Annotated in this window: 17 protein-coding genes; 11 read left to right on the forward strand and 6 right to left on the reverse strand. The window is 42.6% G+C overall.

Going from position 1 to position 19368, the window contains the following annotated elements; translation table 11 throughout:
* Positions 1–8: 8 nt before the first annotated feature.
* The gene (locus tag AAEM60_RS05845) at positions 9–3338 is read left to right on the forward strand and encodes an amylo-alpha-1,6-glucosidase (protein ID WP_341357649.1); all 3330 of its coding nucleotides are present in this window, start codon (positions 9–11) and stop codon (positions 3336–3338) included.
* Positions 3339–3489: 151 nt separating this feature from the next.
* Here AAEM60_RS05845 and AAEM60_RS05850 read toward each other — a convergent pair whose 3' ends face one another.
* Entirely contained in the window at positions 3490–3921 is a 432-nt protein-coding gene (locus tag AAEM60_RS05850; RefSeq protein WP_341357650.1) for a hypothetical protein, read from the reverse strand.
* An 848-nt stretch (positions 3922–4769) separates the two neighbouring features.
* Here AAEM60_RS05850 and AAEM60_RS05855 point away from each other — a divergent pair.
* Genes AAEM60_RS05855 through AAEM60_RS05870 form a run of 4 tightly spaced genes read left to right on the forward strand, consistent with a single transcriptional unit; the run spans position 4770 to position 7780 of the window.
* Positions 4770–5300 (forward strand): sigma-70 family RNA polymerase sigma factor, encoded by a 531-nt coding sequence (locus tag AAEM60_RS05855; RefSeq protein ID WP_324748414.1) that lies wholly within the window; start codon positions 4770–4772, stop codon positions 5298–5300.
* Positions 5297–5743 (forward strand): hypothetical protein, encoded by a 447-nt coding sequence (locus AAEM60_RS05860; protein WP_299744628.1) that lies wholly within the window; start codon positions 5297–5299, stop codon positions 5741–5743. Before AAEM60_RS05855 ends, AAEM60_RS05860 begins: the two co-directional genes overlap by 4 nt.
* A 1-nt stretch (position 5744) precedes the next feature.
* On the forward strand, positions 5745–6839 hold the full coding sequence (locus AAEM60_RS05865) for a hypothetical protein (RefSeq protein ID WP_299744632.1): 1095 nt from the start codon (positions 5745–5747) through the stop codon (positions 6837–6839).
* Complete coding sequence (locus tag AAEM60_RS05870; protein WP_299744634.1) at positions 6836–7780, forward strand: hypothetical protein; 945 nt, start codon at positions 6836–6838, stop codon at positions 7778–7780. Before AAEM60_RS05865 ends, AAEM60_RS05870 begins: the two co-directional genes overlap by 4 nt.
* Positions 7781–7886: 106 nt before the next feature.
* Here the strand turns inward: AAEM60_RS05870 and AAEM60_RS05875 are convergent, their stop codons facing one another.
* A complete protein-coding gene (locus AAEM60_RS05875; RefSeq protein ID WP_299744636.1) occupies positions 7887–8906 on the reverse strand; it encodes a DUF3231 family protein in 1020 nt (339 codons plus the stop codon).
* 153 nt (positions 8907–9059) lie between these two features.
* On the opposite strand from AAEM60_RS05875, the gene AAEM60_RS05880 reads away from it, so the two are divergent.
* From AAEM60_RS05880 to AAEM60_RS05895, 4 genes are all read left to right on the forward strand, one after another.
* Positions 9060–9911: a CBO0543 family protein gene (locus AAEM60_RS05880; RefSeq protein WP_299744639.1), complete on the forward strand. Its 852-nt coding sequence runs from the start codon at positions 9060–9062 to the stop codon at positions 9909–9911.
* 468 nt (positions 9912–10379) lie between these two features.
* Complete coding sequence (gene hflX / locus AAEM60_RS05885) at positions 10380–11645, forward strand: GTPase HflX (protein ID WP_299744642.1); 1266 nt, start codon at positions 10380–10382, stop codon at positions 11643–11645.
* A gap of 350 nt (positions 11646–11995) precedes the next feature.
* Positions 11996–12280 (forward strand): thiamine-binding protein, encoded by a 285-nt coding sequence (locus AAEM60_RS05890; protein WP_299744645.1) that lies wholly within the window; start codon positions 11996–11998, stop codon positions 12278–12280.
* A 220-nt stretch (positions 12281–12500) separates the two neighbouring features.
* Entirely contained in the window at positions 12501–13604 is a 1104-nt protein-coding gene (locus AAEM60_RS05895) for a carbohydrate-binding protein (protein ID WP_341357651.1), read from the forward strand.
* A 252-nt stretch (positions 13605–13856) separates the two neighbouring features.
* On the opposite strand, the gene AAEM60_RS05900 is transcribed toward AAEM60_RS05895, so the two are convergent.
* Positions 13857–14726 carry a DMT family transporter gene (locus AAEM60_RS05900; protein ID WP_299744650.1) on the reverse strand — a complete coding sequence of 290 codons (870 nt, stop codon included), beginning with the start codon at positions 14724–14726 and terminating at the stop codon, positions 13857–13859.
* A gap of 346 nt (positions 14727–15072) precedes the next feature.
* On the opposite strand from AAEM60_RS05900, the gene AAEM60_RS05905 reads away from it, so the two are divergent.
* Positions 15073–15276, forward strand: coding sequence for a hypothetical protein (locus tag AAEM60_RS05905; protein WP_299744653.1), 204 nt, complete (start codon positions 15073–15075; stop codon positions 15274–15276).
* Between the two features lie 37 nt (positions 15277–15313).
* Here AAEM60_RS05905 and AAEM60_RS05910 read toward each other — a convergent pair whose 3' ends face one another.
* The 3 genes from AAEM60_RS05910 to AAEM60_RS05920 form a co-directional block, all read right to left on the reverse strand.
* Positions 15314–16732, reverse strand: a complete 1419-nt coding sequence (locus tag AAEM60_RS05910; protein WP_299744656.1) for a sodium:alanine symporter family protein — start codon at positions 16730–16732, stop codon at positions 15314–15316.
* A gap of 264 nt (positions 16733–16996) precedes the next feature.
* The gene (locus AAEM60_RS05915) at positions 16997–18100 is read right to left on the reverse strand and encodes a DUF5808 domain-containing protein (RefSeq protein WP_341357652.1); all 1104 of its coding nucleotides are present in this window, start codon (positions 18098–18100) and stop codon (positions 16997–16999) included.
* A gap of 4 nt (positions 18101–18104) precedes the next feature.
* Positions 18105–18488 carry a GntR family transcriptional regulator gene (locus AAEM60_RS05920; RefSeq protein ID WP_341357653.1) on the reverse strand — a complete coding sequence of 128 codons (384 nt, stop codon included), beginning with the start codon at positions 18486–18488 and terminating at the stop codon, positions 18105–18107.
* Between the two features lie 249 nt (positions 18489–18737).
* Between AAEM60_RS05920 and AAEM60_RS05925 the strand changes: the two genes are divergently transcribed.
* Complete coding sequence (locus tag AAEM60_RS05925; protein ID WP_299744665.1) at positions 18738–19238, forward strand: GNAT family N-acetyltransferase; 501 nt, start codon at positions 18738–18740, stop codon at positions 19236–19238.
* Positions 19239–19368: the final 130 nt, after the last annotated feature.

A 19368-nucleotide genomic window follows, 5' to 3' on the forward strand; every position in this document is an offset into this window, starting at 1 on the left:
GGAACAGAATGAATTCTACGCATAAGCTTACATCCGGTGATCTTCAATTCACCTTTTTAAATAGTGGCGATCTTTTTGAAATAAACCATGCATCTACCATGATCAATCAATTATTGACGAATCCCATCGACGGCTCGTTAAACAACCTTTACTTACGAATCTATCACTCATCTGAAATCGAGATTGTTCCATTAATCGGTGTTCAATCGACTAGTGAAGTCTCGTTTTCAGAATCACAGGTGAAATGGTCAGGGAACCATAAGGCTCTTCAATATGAAGTAACGTTTACATTGTCACAAACTGGGGTTTGGTTCTGGGATGTGATGGTGGATGGACAGGACGCAGAGATCGATGTCATTTATGGACAGGATTTGGGATTGGCAGATAAAGGCGGCGTCCGCTCGAATGAAGCCTATATGTCCCAATATGTGGATCACAAAGTATTTGAAGACAGTCAAAAAGGATTTGTCGTCTGTTCCCGTCAAAACCAGCCACAATCGAATGGTTTTCCGTATATTCAGCAAGGGGCCATTGGAAAAACGGTTGGCTATTCGACGGACGGATTCCAATTTTTCGGCTTATCCTACAAGGAAACAAACCAACCTGAAATCTTGACGAAGCCTACATTGGCAAACGAAGTCTATCAATATGAATTTGCTTATACGGCCCTGCAATCAGAGAAGGTCCGATTATCAGGACAAGAACATTTTGTCTTCTACGGTCTATTTAGAGAAAACCATTCTGAAGCGATCACAACGTTAGAATATCAACAAGAAGTAGAACATGCATGGATTGAAGTGCAGCAGCTTAAGGAAAATTTCAGTGCTCCAATTGAAAAAGTGATTCTATCACCTGAAATTGGCGAACCTCTTCAAACGGAAGAGATGTCCAAAGAAGAAATTGATGGTCTATTTACTGAGCGTCATACGGAAGAATGGGATGGCGACCGTTTGCTTTCCTTTTTCACAGACACGCACGAACATGTCGTGTTAAAAGAAAAAGAATGGGTTGTTGAACGCCCTCATGGACACATCCTCATGTCTGGGGGAAATCATGAGCTGAAGGAAGGGACCATTACAACCACTTCCTTCATGTATGGAGTATTCAACTCCCAACTGGTGATTGGAAATACATCGTTCAACAAGATGTTAACGAATACCCGGAATCATTTAAACGTCATGAAAACGTCCGGTCAACGCATTTATGTTGAGATTGAAGGAGTGTATCGTTTACTAACCATGCCTTCCTTATTTGAATTAGGCTTCAACTATGCGCGCTGGTATTACAAGACACAGGATGACACAATCATCATCACAAATTATACGACGGTTGATACACCTGAAGTCCGGCTGCACGTACGATCTAAGAACGGAAAACAGAACCGTTATCTTGTTTCGAATCAGGTTACAATGAACAACAATGAATATGAAGTCCCTTATAAGCTTGAAAAAAATGGGGATATCCTCTCCATTTCTGCTGATTCTCAATCTGAAAGCAGCGAAGCGTACCCTCATCTTTGTTATAGAATAAAGGTCGATGGGGCTGACATGAGCGTGGAGAACGAGGAAAGATTGGGTCGGAATGTAGAAGTGGGAAGTGCATCACTTTGTGTACTCGACCTAACCGCGACATCAGAATGGACCATGACCATTCAAGGTCTTCTTCACGGGGAAGATAGAGAATTCGAAGAGCCTGATATGAACAGTGAAATTGAGCGCTATCGAGAGTACTATCATCTAGTTATGAGTGGATTCAAGCTTTCTCAACATGGGGAGATTCCAAGTGAACTGGCCAAAGTCAATTCCTTAGCATGGTGGTACACCCACAACATGCTTGTACATTTTTCCGTACCACATGGACTGGAGCAATACGGCGGAGCGGCTTGGGGAACCCGGGATGTGTGCCAGGGCCCGACGGAATACTTCATGGCGACTCACAACTACCAAAGTGTGAAAGATATCATCAAAACCGTCTATTCCCATCAATATGAAGACAACGGCAATTGGCCGCAATGGTTCATGTTTGACCGTTACTTCAAGATTCAGCAGGATGATAGCCACGGAGATATCATTGTTTGGCCATTAAAGGTTGTCGGTGACTATATCGCAGCGACCAATGATTACAACATTCTGGAAGAAGAAATCCCTTATACGACCCGGGACGGCTTTGGTTTTTCAGAGGAAAAAGCGACGCTATTACATCATATTCATAAAGAAATCGACTATATTAAAGAACATTTCTTATATGACACATATCTTTCGTCATACGGTGATGGAGATTGGGATGATACACTTCAACCGGCAAACCCCCAGCTGAAAAAATTCATGGCGAGCAGCTGGACAGTAGCCCTTACCTATCAGGTATTGAATCGATTATCTAATGTACTTGAGGGAGTCCGGAATGAAGAAGCTTCGGAATTCAAGGCACTTGCATCAGGAATTCAGAATGATTATAATCGCTATATTTTACAAAATGATGTGATACCAGGCTTTGTATACATGGAAGATCCGGCACATGCAGAATTAATGCTTCACCCGACGGACACGAAAACGGGCATAGAGTATCGACTTCTGCCGATGAACCGCAGTATCATTTCTGAATTATTCACTCCGGAACAAGCAGAATCCCATTACAAATTGGTGAAGGAACACCTCTATTGTCCAGACGGGGTCCGGTTGATGAACCGCCCTGCAAACTACAAAGGTGGAGTAAGCACACATTTCAAACGAGCAGAACAAGCAGCTAATTTCGGCCGGGAAATCGGTCTGCAATATGTTCACGCCCATATTCGCTTTGTAGAAGCCATGGCGAAGCTCGGAAATACGGAGGAAGTGTGGAAAGGACTTGAAATCATCAATCCGGTCGGGTTGACAGAAGTCGTTCCAAACGCTGAAAGAAGACAAAGTAACGCATACTTCAGCAGCTCCGACGGTAAATTCAATACAAGATACGAGGCGCAGGAACGGTTCAACGAGCTGCGCGCAGGGACCGTACCGGTAAAAGGCGGCTGGAGAATCTATTCAAGCGGACCTGGAATCTACATGAACCAATTAATATCCAACTGCCTGGGCATCCGTCAAGAAGCGGAAGATTTGATCATTGATCCCGTTTTACCAGAGAAATTTGACGGATTGACCTTTGATTTCAAATTTATGAATCGTCCAGTTACATTCACTTATCACACGGGAGAAAAGAGCGGCCACATTGTGGTTAATGGTGAAAAAGTGGATACTGAAGAGGTATCTAACCGATATCGTTCGGGTGGTATGAGGATTAAACGAGAGGTACTTGAGGGTCTATTGAGTGAGGAAAGTAATCGAATTGAAGTGTTTATGTAAGATGAAATAATAGAGGAGCAAGCGCATATGGCGTTTGCTCCTTTTTTTCTGTATACAGGTTTGTAGCGGAGTCCTCCCTCTTTTTTGATAGGAAAGGGAAACTTTATCATGAGGAAACAACATATTTGTATTATCTGGTGAAAACAAGATCCTAATCGCTTCCCAGGGTCTCTTCTTTATTCCGGGAAAGCTTTTGATAGAAAAACTTAATTAGTAGAATGATGGCTGCGAATCCAATGTACATGAGGAAAAAAACAATATATCCCCATAAACCAATAATGGCATCAATGAATTCCATCTGCCCGCGGTTGGTGATTGCTTGCTGAATTTCAATTGCAAAGACCAATACAAACATGAAGGTCAATGTATAGAAGAAAGCAAGTGCGGTAATCCCGAATTTAAGCTTCGATAGAATCTTAGACACAATGTATACAAAAAAGAACACGGAGATCCCGATGATCCCCATAATCCAAAAATGCAGATCTTTATCAGTAAGAGTGAAACCGAGATCACTCGTTATTCCTATTAACATGTCGTGGAGGTTGTTAATGATCTCCACAATAAACGTAATGCCTTCTTTCATAGTATCCACTCACTTCTTTATGGAATTCAGTACTTTACGAGTATAACAGGAATGTAGATTTCGTGTTAGATGGTAAATAAGGGTGGTTTTCTGGAGGGATGAGGCTGGGGGATGGTCGAAATTGATAATAATTGAGATTCTTCTCAATTTTAATCGCGATTCAACGAATAACCGACAAAATTCGTATTGTTTCGATTAGGGAGAGGGAGCGAAATACTGGACCTGTCATTATATCAGCGAAATCGCCTAGTTTATCAGCGGAATTATCAATATATCAGCGAAATCTAAAATTTATCAGCGGAATTATCAATATATTAGCGAAATCCGAATTTTATCAGCGAAATTTCAAATATATCAGCGAACGTACATTCAAGAGAAGGTATCGATCCACTCCCCGGTACTTGTAATCTCCTGTTGAATCGATGAGAGATACATTTAACGGCGAAATTCTCAATATAACGGCGAAATCCTGATTTTAACGGCGATATTTTCAATATAACGGCGAAATCTTAATTTTAACGGCAAAATTATCAATATATCAGCGAACGTACATTCAAGAAGGGGTATCGACCCACTCCCCGGTACTTGTAATCTCCTGTTGAATCGATGAGCGATACATTTAACGGCGAAATTCTCAATATAACGGCGAAATCCTGATTTTAACGGCGATATTTTCAATATAACGGCGAAATCACAAATCGTGAAATTATGAGCGATGATCAGCTGTGAATCCAATGAAATGTAACATGCACCACCAACAACAAAAAAATATTTTTAAAAAACTGTAGGGATTCACCATTTTCTTTCGTCTATTAGTATGAGACCACAAGAAAGGGGGAGAGAGGTTGGTGGATCCGCTAATTGAAAAGGCGAAGAATGGAAGTGAGCATGCGTTTCGGATGTTGATCGAAATGCATAAGCAGTATGTTTTTAAATGCATCTTCGGGGTTCTGCGAAATCAGAAAGATGCTGAAGATGCATCACAGGAAGTCTGGATGAAGATTTACACCTCTCTCCCTCAGTACGGGCATCAAGGGTTTAAGACATGGATGACGAGAATTGCGGTGAACCATGCCATTGATTGTAAGCGAAGGCAGGCAAGACAGGAGGAAGAGCTGGTCGACGAGCTCCCTGTAAAAGAGTCAGAGGACGCTATAGAAAGACGATTACTAAGAAAAGAACAAAAGCAGCTCGTGTTGAGGCATTTAGAAGAAGTTCCCGAATCGTACAGAGAAGTGATTGAAGGGTTCTACATAAAAGAAAAGTCCTATCAGGAGCTTGCAAATGAACAGCATGTGCAGGTGAAAACGATTGAAACAAAGCTGTACCGGGCAAGGCTATGGATGAGGAAGCATTGGAAGGAGGAGGATTTCATATGAGCCATATTGCGTTGGAAGAATGGAAGAATTACGCCAGAGAAGAAATGGATGATAATAAGCGAACCGAATACGAGGAGCATCTATACAATTGCGATCAATGCATGAGTCTTTATATGGAAGCAATCGAGGCGGTTCAGGATGAGCTTCCTTCCATTGAAGGTCCGTCCCTCTATACAGAACAGGTGATGGAGCGAATTCCGGTTGAAAGGGATCCCGTGATGAGGCCGGTCAAAAAACAGTGGTATGAGGAAAAGGTGTTTCATTATGTGCTGGCTACGGCGATGACGCTGATTTTGATGGCATCTGGTATTTTTGGTGAACTAACGAAAATCACGACTGATTTTGAAAAAAATCAACAACCTTCGTTTACAGAAAATATTTTAAATAAAACAACGGCTTTACTGGATAGTGTTGAAGAAATTGAAGAACAGGAGGCAGAGTAAGATGGATAAAAAGAAGAATCCGATCATTGCGTTTTTGTTGGCTTTTATACCCGGTGTGGGATTAATGTATTTAGGGAAGGTTTTTAGAGGGGTCCTGTTTATACTCGTATTGATTGCGTCATTTCCTGTTGCATTCGTGGGAGCGGAAGTGTTGAACTGGGATGGTTTTGCTTTTATCACCATTGGATTTGCGTTCCTATTATATCTCATCAGTATCGTTAATACGGCACTTGTCGCATCCAGAATGTTGAAAGCGAATGAAGCATCACGAGAACCGGTGGTAGAAAGTGATTCAGGGGAGCTGAGTACCGAACGCTTCTATACCATCATCCTTTCCATGATCCCAGGTCTCGGTCATTTCCAACTGGGACTGATGAACCGGGGTGTCACATTTTTGGCAACGTTCCTCGGAGTGGCTGCGATGATCCTGTTTGTAACAGCGATGACGGGGAGAGGGGAGTTTATGGTATTCCTGATCGTTCTACCTGTCGTATGGGTATACAACTTCTTCGATACCATGCAATTATTGAATAAAAAACAGGCTGGTGAAGTGCTGACGGATCGGTCTGTGTTGGAAGACCTGGAAGCCCAGCATGAAGGCGGGAGGAAGAGTAAGGCATTCGCCACATTTTTATCGATGTTTCCTGGAGCGGGACATCTGTACCTTGGATATCAACGACGGGGCATTCAGCTAATGGCGGTGTTCTTGTTCTCCATCTATATATTGGACGTCCTTCGGTTGGGGATTTTTCTATTCTTAGTTCCGATCATCTGGTTCTACAGCTTCTTTGATGGATTGCAACGGGCTTCTAAGCACGGAAAGGAACCTCTAGAAGATACGCCGATCGTGTCTTACTTAATCAATCAGCAGAAGTGGGTGGGAATCGGATTGATGCTGCTTGGGGTCTACTACTTGGCAACGAACATCCTTATGCCCCTATCACTACCGTTTTTAGAGACGTATGGAATTGATCTTTATCATGTGATGTATAACTATATCCAGCCGGGGATTGTTTGCCTTCTTCTTATAGGGGGAGGAATTAAATTGGTGGCGGGAAGTAAAAAAGCCCATTCGAAAGAGGAGGTATCAGAATGAGAACTTGGAGAGTCGGATCTATATCAATGGGGGCATCCCTTTTGTTCCTGGGAATTTTCCTGCTGTTTTCACAGTTGTTAAAATGGGATTCAGCCTATGTATTGGCAGGTTGGTGGCCGGTGCTGTTGATCGTATTGGGGGCAGAAATCTTAGTATACTTGTATCTATCCAGGCAGGAAAAACCGATATTACAATATGATTTTTTAAGTATTATCTTTGTGGCTGTCATTGGGACGCTGGGAATCGGATTTACCGTTCTGCAGGCAACAGGATTGATGGAACAGATGCAAGCGTTCTTTGATTCTGAAGTGAAAACAGCGGACCTTCCATCTTATAACCATCAGGTTGGTGATGATGTGAAGCGGATTGTCGTTGATTCCAGTTACTATCCGATAACGATTGAAACCGTTACAGATAAAGAAGTGAGTGTGTTTGGTACGTATCGAGGAACCTTCTCGGGAGATCGGCCATTCTTTTCGAAGCCTGAAGATTATTTACTGACAACACAAAAAGGAGACACATTATTTATCACCCTAAAGGGTCTTCCTGAGTCCAATGGATGGAGACAATCTGGTCAGGAAATGCAGGCTACACTCGTCGTTCCGGCATCAAAGTCCTTGGAAATCTCCAGTAACTATAACGACGTCACATTAAAGCCGCGAACCCTTTCAAGCTCATGGGAAGTATCAAGCTCAGGAATGGTCAACCTGGTTCTTCCTTCATCCGAAGATTTGACCATCAATGCCGAAAATGTAGGGGACATACAGGGGGAGGACGCCGAGTGGCAATTTCTAGAACAAGCAAATGTACCTGAATCAGAAGAAGAAGGAATAGAAGACGAAGGGAACCCTAACAAATCCGCCACCCTCAAACTGGGAACCGGACAACACCCCATCACCATCTCCCATTCCGATCAAGTAAATGTATCGATCAAGAACTGAGGGACGGACCTCCAAATCTTCCATCATTCCACTTGAAAATCAATTGGAATAGAGCTGATTTGGAGGTTTTTCTTTAGTGATCTAACGTGATGAGGGACGGACCTCATCACTTATCCTCCGCCAACTTTTTTCGATCAGCAGACTGAGGTGGTTCTTCCAGCCAACCATTATCGATCATGATGTCCGCGCCACTTTTACCTAATTCAGCGACCTCGAGTATGAGTCTGAAATAATTCGATACCAGGTCAGCTCTCATACTTGCCGCTGCAGCTGTACCATAGTTCCCCATCCCGGCATTGCTTATCAGGGTGGTGTGGAACATCATCAATTTATCTGAAAAAGCAGCGGTGGTTGAAGCTTTTACATTGGTATCCCAAGACATGGGAGCCTGCATATCGTTATTGATCAGTGCATCACTGAAGATATTGAGGTGTTTTTGAGCAATTTCCTGTGTCCTGGTCATGAATTTTCTTACTTCTTTTGATTGCGCCATTTGAGCGAAGCTTGTAGCAATCATGCTCCCGAGTAAATTGGTTTCCGTGTTAAGGAAGAGATGGGAGATTTCAATGGCATTCAGCGGCCGTCTATTGACAAATGGATTCAGGCTGGAGCTCATATATGATTTTTCCTTGATAAACTCAACCTTTTCAGGATAATCAATATACGGAGGTCTGACTAATATTCCTTTTTCTTTTCCAGTTTCCGTCGTTTTTTTGTAGAGGTCACCAGAAAACTGAAGGGCTTGTTGAAAGAACTCAAGAATGTCTTCTCTCACGGTCAGGGCAAGGGCTCCACTATAGGTAATCATTCCAACCTTGGCCATTTGCCGTAGATACATCAAGAAAAAGGTGTCGCCATAAATGGACGGGGCATCAGGGAATACGTCCTTTTCCTTTGAAAATCCAACAGGGATAGGGATTTGTTCTTCTTTGAAAATGCTTGAGATGAATTCAATGTGCAGTTCAGATTTTTCTTGTGCTAAGCGAAGAATGGATGCTGTATCGGGATCCTGATTTTTTGCAATAAAATATTCAAATACACAAAGGGCCAAAGTGTCGCTTTGATAGGTGGACCAAAGAGTGGCCATTTCAGCTGAGGTTAAATTTGTTTTGGGATGAAGTGACATGTATACGCCTCCTACTGTTCAGTGAATGTATACATTAGTATGGATTTGTCTTTAAAGAATTATTTATGGTGGTGGTATTGGTGGTTTTTAGAATACATTCCCATGAGATATGTCAATAATGAAGACATTATAAGAATGTCTGGGATGATGTTTATGCTATTGATGTGGATAACAATCTTTGCCCTGAATGGTTTAGTTTATATGGTAAGAAAAAGGCTTTCGATCATCGCGATGTACGTCACCTCTTTGTTTTCGGTTTATTTAGCTTTATTTGCAGATTCCATTTTGGGTGGAATGTTCAAGTTATATTCCTATTTCGAAGCAGGGGTGGACTGGATTGATTTTGTAGGTGCAATTGGCATTTACCCAGCGATTAATATCCTGTTTCTAGCTTTATTTCCTGCAAAGAAGAATGTGATCGTCAAGGGGATGTACATACTGGGCTGGTCACTATTTGCGTTAAGTTATGAGTTTTTTGCCGCCCACTATTCTTCCTTCTTTCAATACAGTGGCTGGAGATTGATATACTCGGTTCCGATTTATCCTATTTTGTTTCTGATCTTGTTATTTAATTTTCGATTCGTTGATAAATTGCGCGATGTAAAGACAACGTACTTTCATTTGTCCCCACTGGAGTGGTACGGAAGCTTATTCTTCATTCTATATATGAATTTGTTTATAGATGCCGTATTGAAGGGGAAATATGAGCTATATTATTATGTTGTGAAAGATGTACATCCGGTTGATTTCTTTTATCGGTGGATAGTGGTATGTGTTCCACTTTTGATTTTTCTGAGCAGGCAATCGAAACATCCCACTCTATGGAGATACCTTGTTTGGATTGCAGTCCTAAGTGTGATTCAACAATGCACGGCAGCACTCAACCTCTTTCACACCAACAATTGGAACCTGTCTCTCTCCATCATCCAATTTGCGATTATCCTCCTCCTATCTTGGCTGAACCTGCGTATCCTCCGGTATATGAAGCGAGGGACGGACCTCTAAGCCAGGTGTTAGCTTGGATTATACTTGTTGGAGGTCCGTCCCTCAAACCATATCTTCCCATCCTCAGTTGTTTGTGGTAAGATGGTAATAATTTATGAGAAATGGGGGTTTTCCTTTTGATTTTAATCAGACTACGCATCCGCAATTTGAACGCTTAATTGAATATGTTCAAAGGCTCTGCCTGTGTGCAGGGTAAATGGGATCGGTCTGACTATTTTTAAAGGAATTCTTCATTGGACGTTGAATGAAGGAAAGGGAGGCTAATTGGCTCCTCTTTCTTGTTTTCTTAAAGAATAGAATTGAATATTTGCCGAGTGGTGCCATATTGTGTGTTTTCTTGGGAAAACGCCAGGGGAAAATGCGGTCTTCTTCATGCGCCAGCGGTTTATTCAAATCCATTTACAAAAAGCACAGGCAGGGGCCTGTGCTTTTTTCTGTACCTACTAAAAGATAGGAAGTGACGAAGTAATGGAAGAACGTTTAAAAGCAATCGCCATAGGCGTTAATACAAAGGATAAGAATAATGACTTCGAATATTCGATGCTTGAGTTGAATGGATTGGCAGAAGCTAGGCATATTGATGTAGTCGGTGAACTGACTCAAAACCTGCCCCGACCGAATCATGTTCATTATATTGGTAAGGGGAAAATTGAAGAGCTCCTGCCACTCATTGAAGAATGGGGAGCGGAGGTGCTTATTTCCAATGATGAGCTGTCTCCTTCGCAAATTCGTGTCCTTGAGGAGAAACTCGATATTCGGGTCATGGACCGGACGATGTTGATTCTCGATATCTTCGCAGAACGTGCGAAAACCCGGGAAGCGCAACTTCAAGTGGAGGTAGCTCAGCTGCAATATATGCTGCCGCGTTTGATTGGACGCCGTGAGTCATTAGGCCGTCAAGGAGGAGGATCTGGACTCGCAAATCGTGGTGCGGGTGAAACGAAGCTCGAGCTAGATCGACGCCGAATTGAAGAGAAAATCACAACGTTGAATAAAGAGCTTGATTCGCTTGTTGATTTGCGAAGCACACAACGTAAGCAGCGTAGAAAGAGTGAAATTCCCGTCGTATCCCTCGTCGGATACACAAATGCAGGGAAATCGACGACTATGAACGCTTTCGTAGAAAAGTTCCATCCAAACGAGAACAAGCAAGTGTTTGAAAAGGATATGCTATTCGCGACCCTTGAAACCTCGGTGAGGAATATCACCTTACCGGACAAAAAGGCATTTCTCCTGACAGATACGGTTGGGTTCGTTAACAAACTGCCCCATCAGCTGGTCAAGGCGTTCCGTTCTACTCTTGAAGAAGTCGTGGAGGCCGATCTCATCATTCATGTTGTCGATTATTCCGATCCTCACTACGAGAAATTGATGAAGGTGACTGATCGAACCCTTGAAGAACTGGGGATAGGTGATATACCCGTCATCTACGCGTTTAACAAAGCCGAACTGATGGGAGAAGAGATACCCAGAGTGGAAAAGGACCGCATTTATTTTTCCGCAAAAAATAGACTCGGGATCGACGAGCTGCTTCAAGTGGTGAGAAGTTATATTTTTAAGGACTATAAACGCTGTCAAATGCTGATCCCATTTGATAAAGGACATTTGATTTCTTATTTTAATGAGAATGCGAATGTGTTAGAAACCGAGTATGAAGAAAATGGAACGATAATGACCCTTGAGTGCAAGGTAAGTGACTTTGAAAAATATCAACAGTTTGTCATTCAAGAATAACCAGGAAAAACAGGACCTTTTCTAATCACAAGGTCCTGTTTTATTTTATTTCATATAAAGCTACCAGATTTAAGATGAGACCGGAATTCTGGTGCACCTACTCATCCCTTTTAGACCTATTTATGAAAAGTTTACCACTACAAAAGGAAAGAACGGCTTTCTGTTACCAGTGGTATAAGGCAGCCCTGCCGAGAGCCGATGCTTGAGAGAATATGTGCAGTGAAAATGTCTTGGAGACGCTGGACTTCGAGCAATAAAGAGGTTTACGTATATTTCGGTAATATTCTACATGTTTATTTATTTGTGGAGGGAGGTAGAAGTATAGAACTAGTCGAGAAAGGAGCATGCAGATGCCAACATTAACAGTAGGATTTCAAACTATGCCAAACGGAAAAGACGTGGATACAAATGGAATTATCCCCAAAATGATCGAAGTGGTAAAAGAATCGGGTTTAACATACGAAGTAGGGCCGATGGAAACGGTGGTCGAAGGTGAATATGATAAAATTATGAGCGTTATTAAAGAAAGCCAGGAAGTAGGGATACAACACGGAGCAACTGAGGTTTTCACCAATATCAAAATGCATTATAAATCAGACGGAGTATCTATCGCAGATAAAAAGAAGGATGTGTGAAGACCACTTTCAATTAAATATAGAGTATGATGATAAGCATCTATGTTTTGGTGCTTCTTTTTTTATAGTAAAGATTGTATACCTCTTTCATTATCTTTGGTTCAAGCGAGCAAGTTCTATCTTATACAAAGTGTATAAGTGGAGGTTATTCAATGTAAATAATTGTACCTGCTCCTCGACCTGGGCTCCTGCATAAAGTAATGCTGAGGAGGGATGCAGTATGTTTTTTCCACGACGATATCCTGTGATACCGTATGATGTTCAACAAGAATGCTATCCGTATTGGCCAGAAGTCAGAAACCATTATGAAGATGGTCTGTTGCCACATACTTATCAACAGTTCTATCCACCATACGAACAACCACGTGAGTTCACGTATTATCCACAACAGCTTAACTATTATGATCCTTATCAGGGATTCTATGACCAACCTGTCTACGAAGATCCATTTGATTGGCGGGCAAGCTGGAGAGAATGGGAGGACCTTGGTGCACCGCCGCGGGGGATGAAGGGGTCACCGGCCGTTTCTTCCTGGCAGGCGAACCGCTTGGATACGTTTGTTCGAGGTGAGAACGATAGAATGTATCACAAATGGTGGAACGGTTCCCGCTGGAGTAATTGGGAAGATCTTGGAGCTCCGCGAAGAGGTTTAAGGAGTTCGCCTGCGGCCGTGTCTTGGGGGCCGAATCGTATTGATACGTTTGTCAGAGGGAATCGGGATACACTTTGGCATAAGTGGTGGGATGGCTCGAGATGGAATGAATGGGAAGACCTTGGGGGACCACCACGTGGGTTTAAGGGAGATCCGACGGTTGCGTCATGGCAAGCAAATCGTCTCGATGTTTTCGTGCAAGGGAATGACAACAATCTCTGGCATAAATGGTGGGACGGAAGCCGATGGAGCCAATGGGAAAACCTTGGTGCTCCAAGAGGCGGCTTGAGGGATTCACCAGGTGCTGTATCCTGGGGGCCGAATCGAATCGATTGCTTTGTAAGAGGAAACAATGACCGGATGTGGCATAAGTGGTGGAATGGTTCCCGCTGGAGTAACTGGGAGGACCTGGGCTCACCGCCTAGAGGATTCGAAGGCGCTCCCGCAGCATCATCATGGGCCCCGAACCGGATCGATACCTTTGTCCGTGGTGACAACAACAATATGTGGCACAAATGGTGGAATGGTTCCCGCTGGAGTAATTGGGAAGACCTTGGAGCACCAAGAGGAGGCGTTCGTTCTTCACCGGGAGCAGTGTCCTGGGGCCGTAACCGAGTGGATGCCTTTGTAAGAGGCAGAAATGATCATATGTGGCATAAGTGGTATGCTTGATGGATGGTACCGTCCCTGTGTGTAAATAATCCGTTCTTTTTTGGAGTGCATAACCTATAAACGCCATTAAAAACGTCCTGTGAATTGTCACAGGACGTTTATTTCTATCTCATGGGTCATTCCACTTATTATTAGTGAAGGCAGAACGATTGACCGTTACTTTTAATTTTATGAACCGTTTTTCACTGGAAAAATTTCGTTCCACAAAAATAAATGAGTTCAAATTAATTCGGTTAGAGGTGGTCCACTTTCTCAGTCGGACTGCTTCACGCTAAGTACGGTGATCGTAACCAGTATAACCACCATGCCAACAATTTGAATGCCCGTCAATTGATCCCCGATAACCAGAACGCCAAATAATGAGGCTGTCACCGGCTCTACCATAGCGACCATCGAAGCATTTGCCGGAGTGGTCCATCGAATTCCAGTCACATACAATATAAAGGACAGTCCAGCCCCGAGGATCCCTAAAAGTAAAAACCATCCTATATCCCTTGACGCCAACACAGCAGCTGCTTCACCCTTATCCGTAAAGAGAAAAAGGATGAGACAAAATGAAAAAAAAGCAATGGTTAGCGTGGTGTGTGGGTTTCCGATAGAAGACGCATTTTTAAACCCGAATATAAACAAAGCATAGGAAAGGCCAGCAGCAAGTCCCGCCGCCATACCTAAAAAACTCACTGAAATCGATTCAGTATTGTAGGCACCTGTAAGCAGGATGATCCCCAAAAGAACCCCGGTAATACAGCCCCATTTAAACCAAGTAGAATCTTCTATTCGTAATAAGAAGGAGATTAATAGGACGAACACAGGTGCGGTGTACATTAAAGTAGCGGCAACCGCAACGCTTGAGGCTTCGATACTTAGAAAATAAAAAGTGAAATTTCCAGCAACACCAACACCTGCAATTAGAGACCATATATATAAACGGGTAGAGATGCCCCGATTTTGTCTAAAGCGAAGGAGAAACCACACAAAAAAACATATAAATCCAACAACCCCCCTGTAAAGTGAGATCACAATGGGATCCCATCCCTTGTTCATTAAAACATCGGCAATCCCCCCACTAATGCCCCAGCATATAGCGGCCAGCATAACTAAACCTATACCTGCAAATTTCATCGTGTGCCTCCTAAAGATAAATTATGATTCGAATTTTAGAGCTAACCCAGCTTGACCTTAATAACGGAAATGTAAAGACCAAGAAATCCTCTATTCGCACCTGCTTAAACATATGTAGATTAATAGAGGTGTTAATGGTGATTCCTTTTATTTTCCTTACTTAAACCTAATTTAGCTCTCATGCAATAGGAAGGGATGATCCATCTAAGGTTCCAGCACCTCAAAACGGGACGGTTTAGAGTGTAAATAGGGTTGTTTTTTTTTATATAATGAAGGAATTGGCAAAGTATATGTCCAAATGATGGGTAAGTGGGTACTCTACCAAATTGGGAAAGGAGAAATGACCATGCGTTTTAAACTCGATGAAGAAGTTTATGAAATCACGCAGGCAAAAAATGAGGATCTAAACAAGGTTTTGGAGCGGTTAGTGATGCAGCATCGAGGATACAGACAAAAAGGACGAAGCAATTACCAAAAACGATATCCCTTAAAAGAAGTTACCCATATTCACGGGAGTCACAGTAAATATGAAATCATACTACAAATATAAAACCCGGCATGATTCACACATCACGCCGGGTTTCTTTTTAACTGGCTTTCTTCCTTGGTTGAGCTTGCATCATAGGCATGTATTCATTGAAGTAATGATTCGTTTCACGAACGATGACCTTATAAAGTAAAATAAGGGCGATCAGGTTCGGAATCATCATCAAGGCGTTAGACATATCAGCGAATGCCCATACGAGTTCCAGGTTTGCAACGGCACCAAGTCCGGTTGCTAAAATGTAAATGAGTCTGTAGGAGTTTGCAAAACGATAATTTGTCAAATACTCGAAGCATTTCTCGCCGTACATATACCAGCCAACGATCGTCGAGAATCCGAAGAAGATGACGGAGAACGATACGATGTATTCCCCGACAGTACCGAGGGCGTGTCCAAATGCCGCACTCGTCAGTGCTCCGCCGTCAAGACTTGGTGCATGCTCGACACCCGATATCGCTCCTCCTGTCGGATCCCAGAAGCCTGTGATCAAGAGGACCAGCCCCGTCATCGTACAGACGACGATTGTCACAATGAACGTACCCGTCATGGCGACAAGTGCCTGTTTAACCGGATGATCGGTTTTCGCATTACCTGCAATCAATGCAGCCGTACCAAGTCCTGCCTCATTGGAGAAAATCCCACGTGAAACCCCGCTGCGGATCGCTTCACTGATAATGATCCCGGTGAAACCACCAGCTGCAGCTACAGGATTGAACGCATAATAGAAAATCATTTCAAATGCCGGAATGATCATGTCATAATTCAGTACGATGATGATCAATGAACCGCCAATGTACAGGAATGCCATGATCGGTACAAAGAAGGACGCGACGGTACTGATCCGTTGAATCCCTCCAAAGATGATCAAACCTGTCAGGACGGCTAAAACGATTCCTGTTACGAGATTGCTAATTTGAAAGCTTGATGTCATGACGTCTGCAATCGTATTGGACTGTACGCTGTTTCCGATTCCCAGGGCAGCAAATGCACCGAATAAAGCAAACGCAACAGCAAGCCACTTCCACTTGCTTCCGAGACCTTTTTCAACGTAATACATCGGTCCTCCGGAGTATTCACCGTTTTTATTTTTCACACGGTACTTCATCGCAAGCAGCGCTTCTGCGTATTTCGTCGCCATACCGAGTAGGCCGACAACCCACATCCAGAAAATGGCCCCGGGTCCGCCAATCGTCAATGCCGTCGCAACACCGGCAATGTTTCCGTTACCGATTGTCGCTGACAGAGCTGTCATCAACGTTTTGAAGTTACTGATATCTCCTTCCGATTTGTCAGCAGAAGAAGAGGGTTCTTCTTTTGTAAAAGCAAGTTTAAATGCATACAATAGCTTTCTGAACTGCAGCCCTTTAAGCATAAAAGTCAAGAAAAGGCCTGTCCCAAATAACAGTACTAAACTTGGTGTCCCCCATAAGAATGAATTAATCTTGTCTAGCACATCTAACATAGAATCCTCCTTGTCGTCTCAAGTTGTAAACGTTTTCTTTGTGAGTTTCCATCTACTATTTATATAGTATTCCGAACAATCTGTCCATAACAAAAGTCGAATTTCCAGAGATTGAGCCTTTTTTAGTAGTAGGAGGGACGGACCTCTCCTTCGGTTAAAGTTGAATTGATGTTGAAAGTCAAAGAAGAGGGACGGACCTCTAATCGCGAAGAACGTTAATACTACGCCATCGCTATCTGTTAGGAGGTCCGTCCCTCAAAACTACTAAATTAGTGTAATAATCAGTATGACCAGCAGAGGTCCGACTAAGATGATGTAGCCAAGAGGCCGGGCGAAGTTCAGGGTCCAGCCGACTCCGAAGCGTTTTTCTACGAAAATGGAGGGGTCGTTCGGGTTGAAGTAGATGAGTCCGCCCTTCCAGTATTGGTCTTCATCAGCGTTAATCATTTCACCGGAATCTTCATCGATCACTTCTATGTCAAAATCCGAATCTTTTTTGCCTACTTTGACAGCCAGAAGGACCGTCCCTATCAAAACAAGGGCTGAGAAGGCAAGCGGCATGATGATGATTAATAAATCGCTGACGCTGTTTTCGTAGAGAGTGGTAAATTGTAAGAATGTAAACAGCATGGAAATAAGAATGGAGATGAAGAACAAGAGCCAGCTTGTGTATTTCCGCAAACGCAATTGCCGAACTCGGGATGCCTTCACATTTCCTGCACTCAACTTAATACCGGAGTTTCTTGTTAATTCATTGATCCCCAGAAACATGAAACTCATCGTTAACAGTACAAAAGGCAATGTCAGGACAGATAAGTAGCTTTTTGGTGTGAATGAATCCGGTTGTCCATCGGGTCCCCAGTGTACAGGGATCTGATCAGGGAAAGAACTGTAGTTCACTGATGTAAACACGATCAATCCTACTGTAATGATTATTGGAATCGTAAATACAATCCAAGGAAGCATTTCATCTTTCGTACGAATGTTCAATTCTGAAACCTTTACCTGCTTGCGATCTTTGAACCACTGTTCCCGTTCTTTAAGCCCTGTTACTTTCACATGAAAATAAAAGTACAGTGATAAGGATATGAACAGGATCACGAATGGAAGGAATAGCCCTGCAAAGATAAGGTGATTTTCTGTAGGTGTAATGCCCGTCGACCATATAAAATATAGGGCTAACACCAGAATTGAAATGAAAAATATTGATACAGCATAGATTTTTTTGTATCGAAGTAATTGCTCATTCCTTATTTCGTCAACAGGGATCGTTACACCAAACACCACCGTCCGTTTAACAATAAAAGGAATGGCGATTTGCATCACCATTAGAAACCCGACCGTAACAATTAAAAGTGTCATTTCCATAAAATTATTCCCCCTTAACTTTTGAAATAATGGATGTGACTAAATCCTTAATATCATCTTCTTTCATTCCAAGCACAAGGGATTCCACCAAAATCGGTCGCAATTCACCTGAAATCTGATCTATTCTTAATGATGCAATCCCATCTACTGAAGGTGGACAAATAACAGCCCCTGACTTGGGAACTATCTGAATCACTCCCTTGCTCTCCAATTCATGATAGCTTTTATTCACCGTATGCATGTTCACACCGAGGTCAGCAGCAAGGGCACGGACGGATGGAAGCACGTCGCCAGGTACTAACTCACCACGTACAATCCCTTCCATAATGCCATTTCTCACCTGAGCATAGATCGGTACAACTGATTGAGATTCAATTTGGATAAACAAGGTTTTACCTCCTAATTGTTATACGTTTAGTATAACAGAATTGTTCTATATATAATATAACAAAAGCACATATTTTCCAAAAAAAGTTAGATACAGGAGGGAATTCTCGTTATAATTTGAGTATATTATCTGAAGGTTATACTGAGGAAAGTTTGTTACATAATCTGACAATCCGGTTGCCGTAGTAGGATTTCTGTAATGAAATATAGAAGTGTAACTATGTAAATTCGTGAGGTGATGATGTTGGCTATGAATCAAACAATTGAAGAACTGACAATGATAGAAAGTCATTTACGTGAACTATCCGAGCTTTTAATAAGCGTAGTGAATGATGGGGCGTCGATTGGTTTCTTATCACCGCTTGCCCATTCTGCAGCGATGAATTATTGGCAAAATGCACTCGATCAAAATATCATTCTATTAGTATCAAAGATGGATAATCGAATTGTGGGAACGGTACAAATCCATTTATGTACGAAGCAGAACGGGAAAAATAGAGCGGAAATCGCTAAAATGATGGTACATCCTCAATTCCGTCAAAAGGGAATTGGCCGCAGGCTTATGCAAAAGGCGGAAGAGAGAGCGAAAAAGGAGGGACGGACCTTGCTTGTACTTGATACGGTAGAGGGAGCCCCTTCAAATCACTTATATACTTCCCTCGGATTTGTTCAGGGTGGAAGGATTCCTGACTACGCAGCGTCACCTTTCGGGGAATTAGAGGCAACGATCATTTACTATAAACAGATTTAGGAGACTAAGATAAAATGCTGTGAGGGACGGACCTCTAAACGATTAAATATCCATTTATTATGGTGTCTTTAACGATTAGAGGTCCGTCCCGGTGTGTCTTATTAGAGAATAGAAAAGTGTCAGTTTAGAA

The organism is Rossellomorea sp. y25 (genome assembly GCF_038049935.1).
GTDB lineage: Bacteria > Bacillota > Bacilli > Bacillales > Bacillaceae_B > Rossellomorea.

What these genes read in the sequence shown, in the direction of transcription:
- AAEM60_RS05865 (WP_299744632.1), top strand. Translation starts at nt 5,745, where the DNA reads ATGGATAAAAAGAAGAATCCGATCATTGCGTTTTTGTTGGCTTTTATA.
- AAEM60_RS05860 (WP_299744628.1), top strand. Translation starts at nt 5,297, where the DNA reads ATGAGCCATATTGCGTTGGAAGAATGGAAGAATTACGCCAGAGAAGAA.
- AAEM60_RS05915 (WP_341357652.1), bottom strand. Translation starts at nt 18,100, where the DNA reads ATGGAAATGACACTTTTAATTGTTACGGTCGGGTTTCTAATGGTGATG.
- AAEM60_RS05925 (WP_299744665.1), top strand. Translation starts at nt 18,738, where the DNA reads ATGAATCAAACAATTGAAGAACTGACAATGATAGAAAGTCATTTACGT.
- hflX (WP_299744642.1), top strand. Translation starts at nt 10,380, where the DNA reads ATGGAAGAACGTTTAAAAGCAATCGCCATAGGCGTTAATACAAAGGAT.
- AAEM60_RS05895 (WP_341357651.1), top strand. Translation starts at nt 12,501, where the DNA reads ATGTTTTTTCCACGACGATATCCTGTGATACCGTATGATGTTCAACAA.
- AAEM60_RS05880 (WP_299744639.1), top strand. Translation starts at nt 9,060, where the DNA reads ATGCTATTGATGTGGATAACAATCTTTGCCCTGAATGGTTTAGTTTAT.
- AAEM60_RS05870 (WP_299744634.1), top strand. Translation starts at nt 6,836, where the DNA reads ATGAGAACTTGGAGAGTCGGATCTATATCAATGGGGGCATCCCTTTTG.
- AAEM60_RS05910 (WP_299744656.1), bottom strand. Translation starts at nt 16,732, where the DNA reads ATGTTAGATGTGCTAGACAAGATTAATTCATTCTTATGGGGGACACCA.
- AAEM60_RS05875 (WP_299744636.1), bottom strand. Translation starts at nt 8,906, where the DNA reads ATGTCACTTCATCCCAAAACAAATTTAACCTCAGCTGAAATGGCCACT.
- AAEM60_RS05900 (WP_299744650.1), bottom strand. Translation starts at nt 14,726, where the DNA reads ATGAAATTTGCAGGTATAGGTTTAGTTATGCTGGCCGCTATATGCTGG.
- AAEM60_RS05890 (WP_299744645.1), top strand. Translation starts at nt 11,996, where the DNA reads ATGCCAACATTAACAGTAGGATTTCAAACTATGCCAAACGGAAAAGAC.
- AAEM60_RS05905 (WP_299744653.1), top strand. Translation starts at nt 15,073, where the DNA reads ATGCGTTTTAAACTCGATGAAGAAGTTTATGAAATCACGCAGGCAAAA.
- AAEM60_RS05845 (WP_341357649.1), top strand. Translation starts at nt 9, where the DNA reads ATGAATTCTACGCATAAGCTTACATCCGGTGATCTTCAATTCACCTTT.
- AAEM60_RS05850 (WP_341357650.1), bottom strand. Translation starts at nt 3,921, where the DNA reads ATGAAAGAAGGCATTACGTTTATTGTGGAGATCATTAACAACCTCCAC.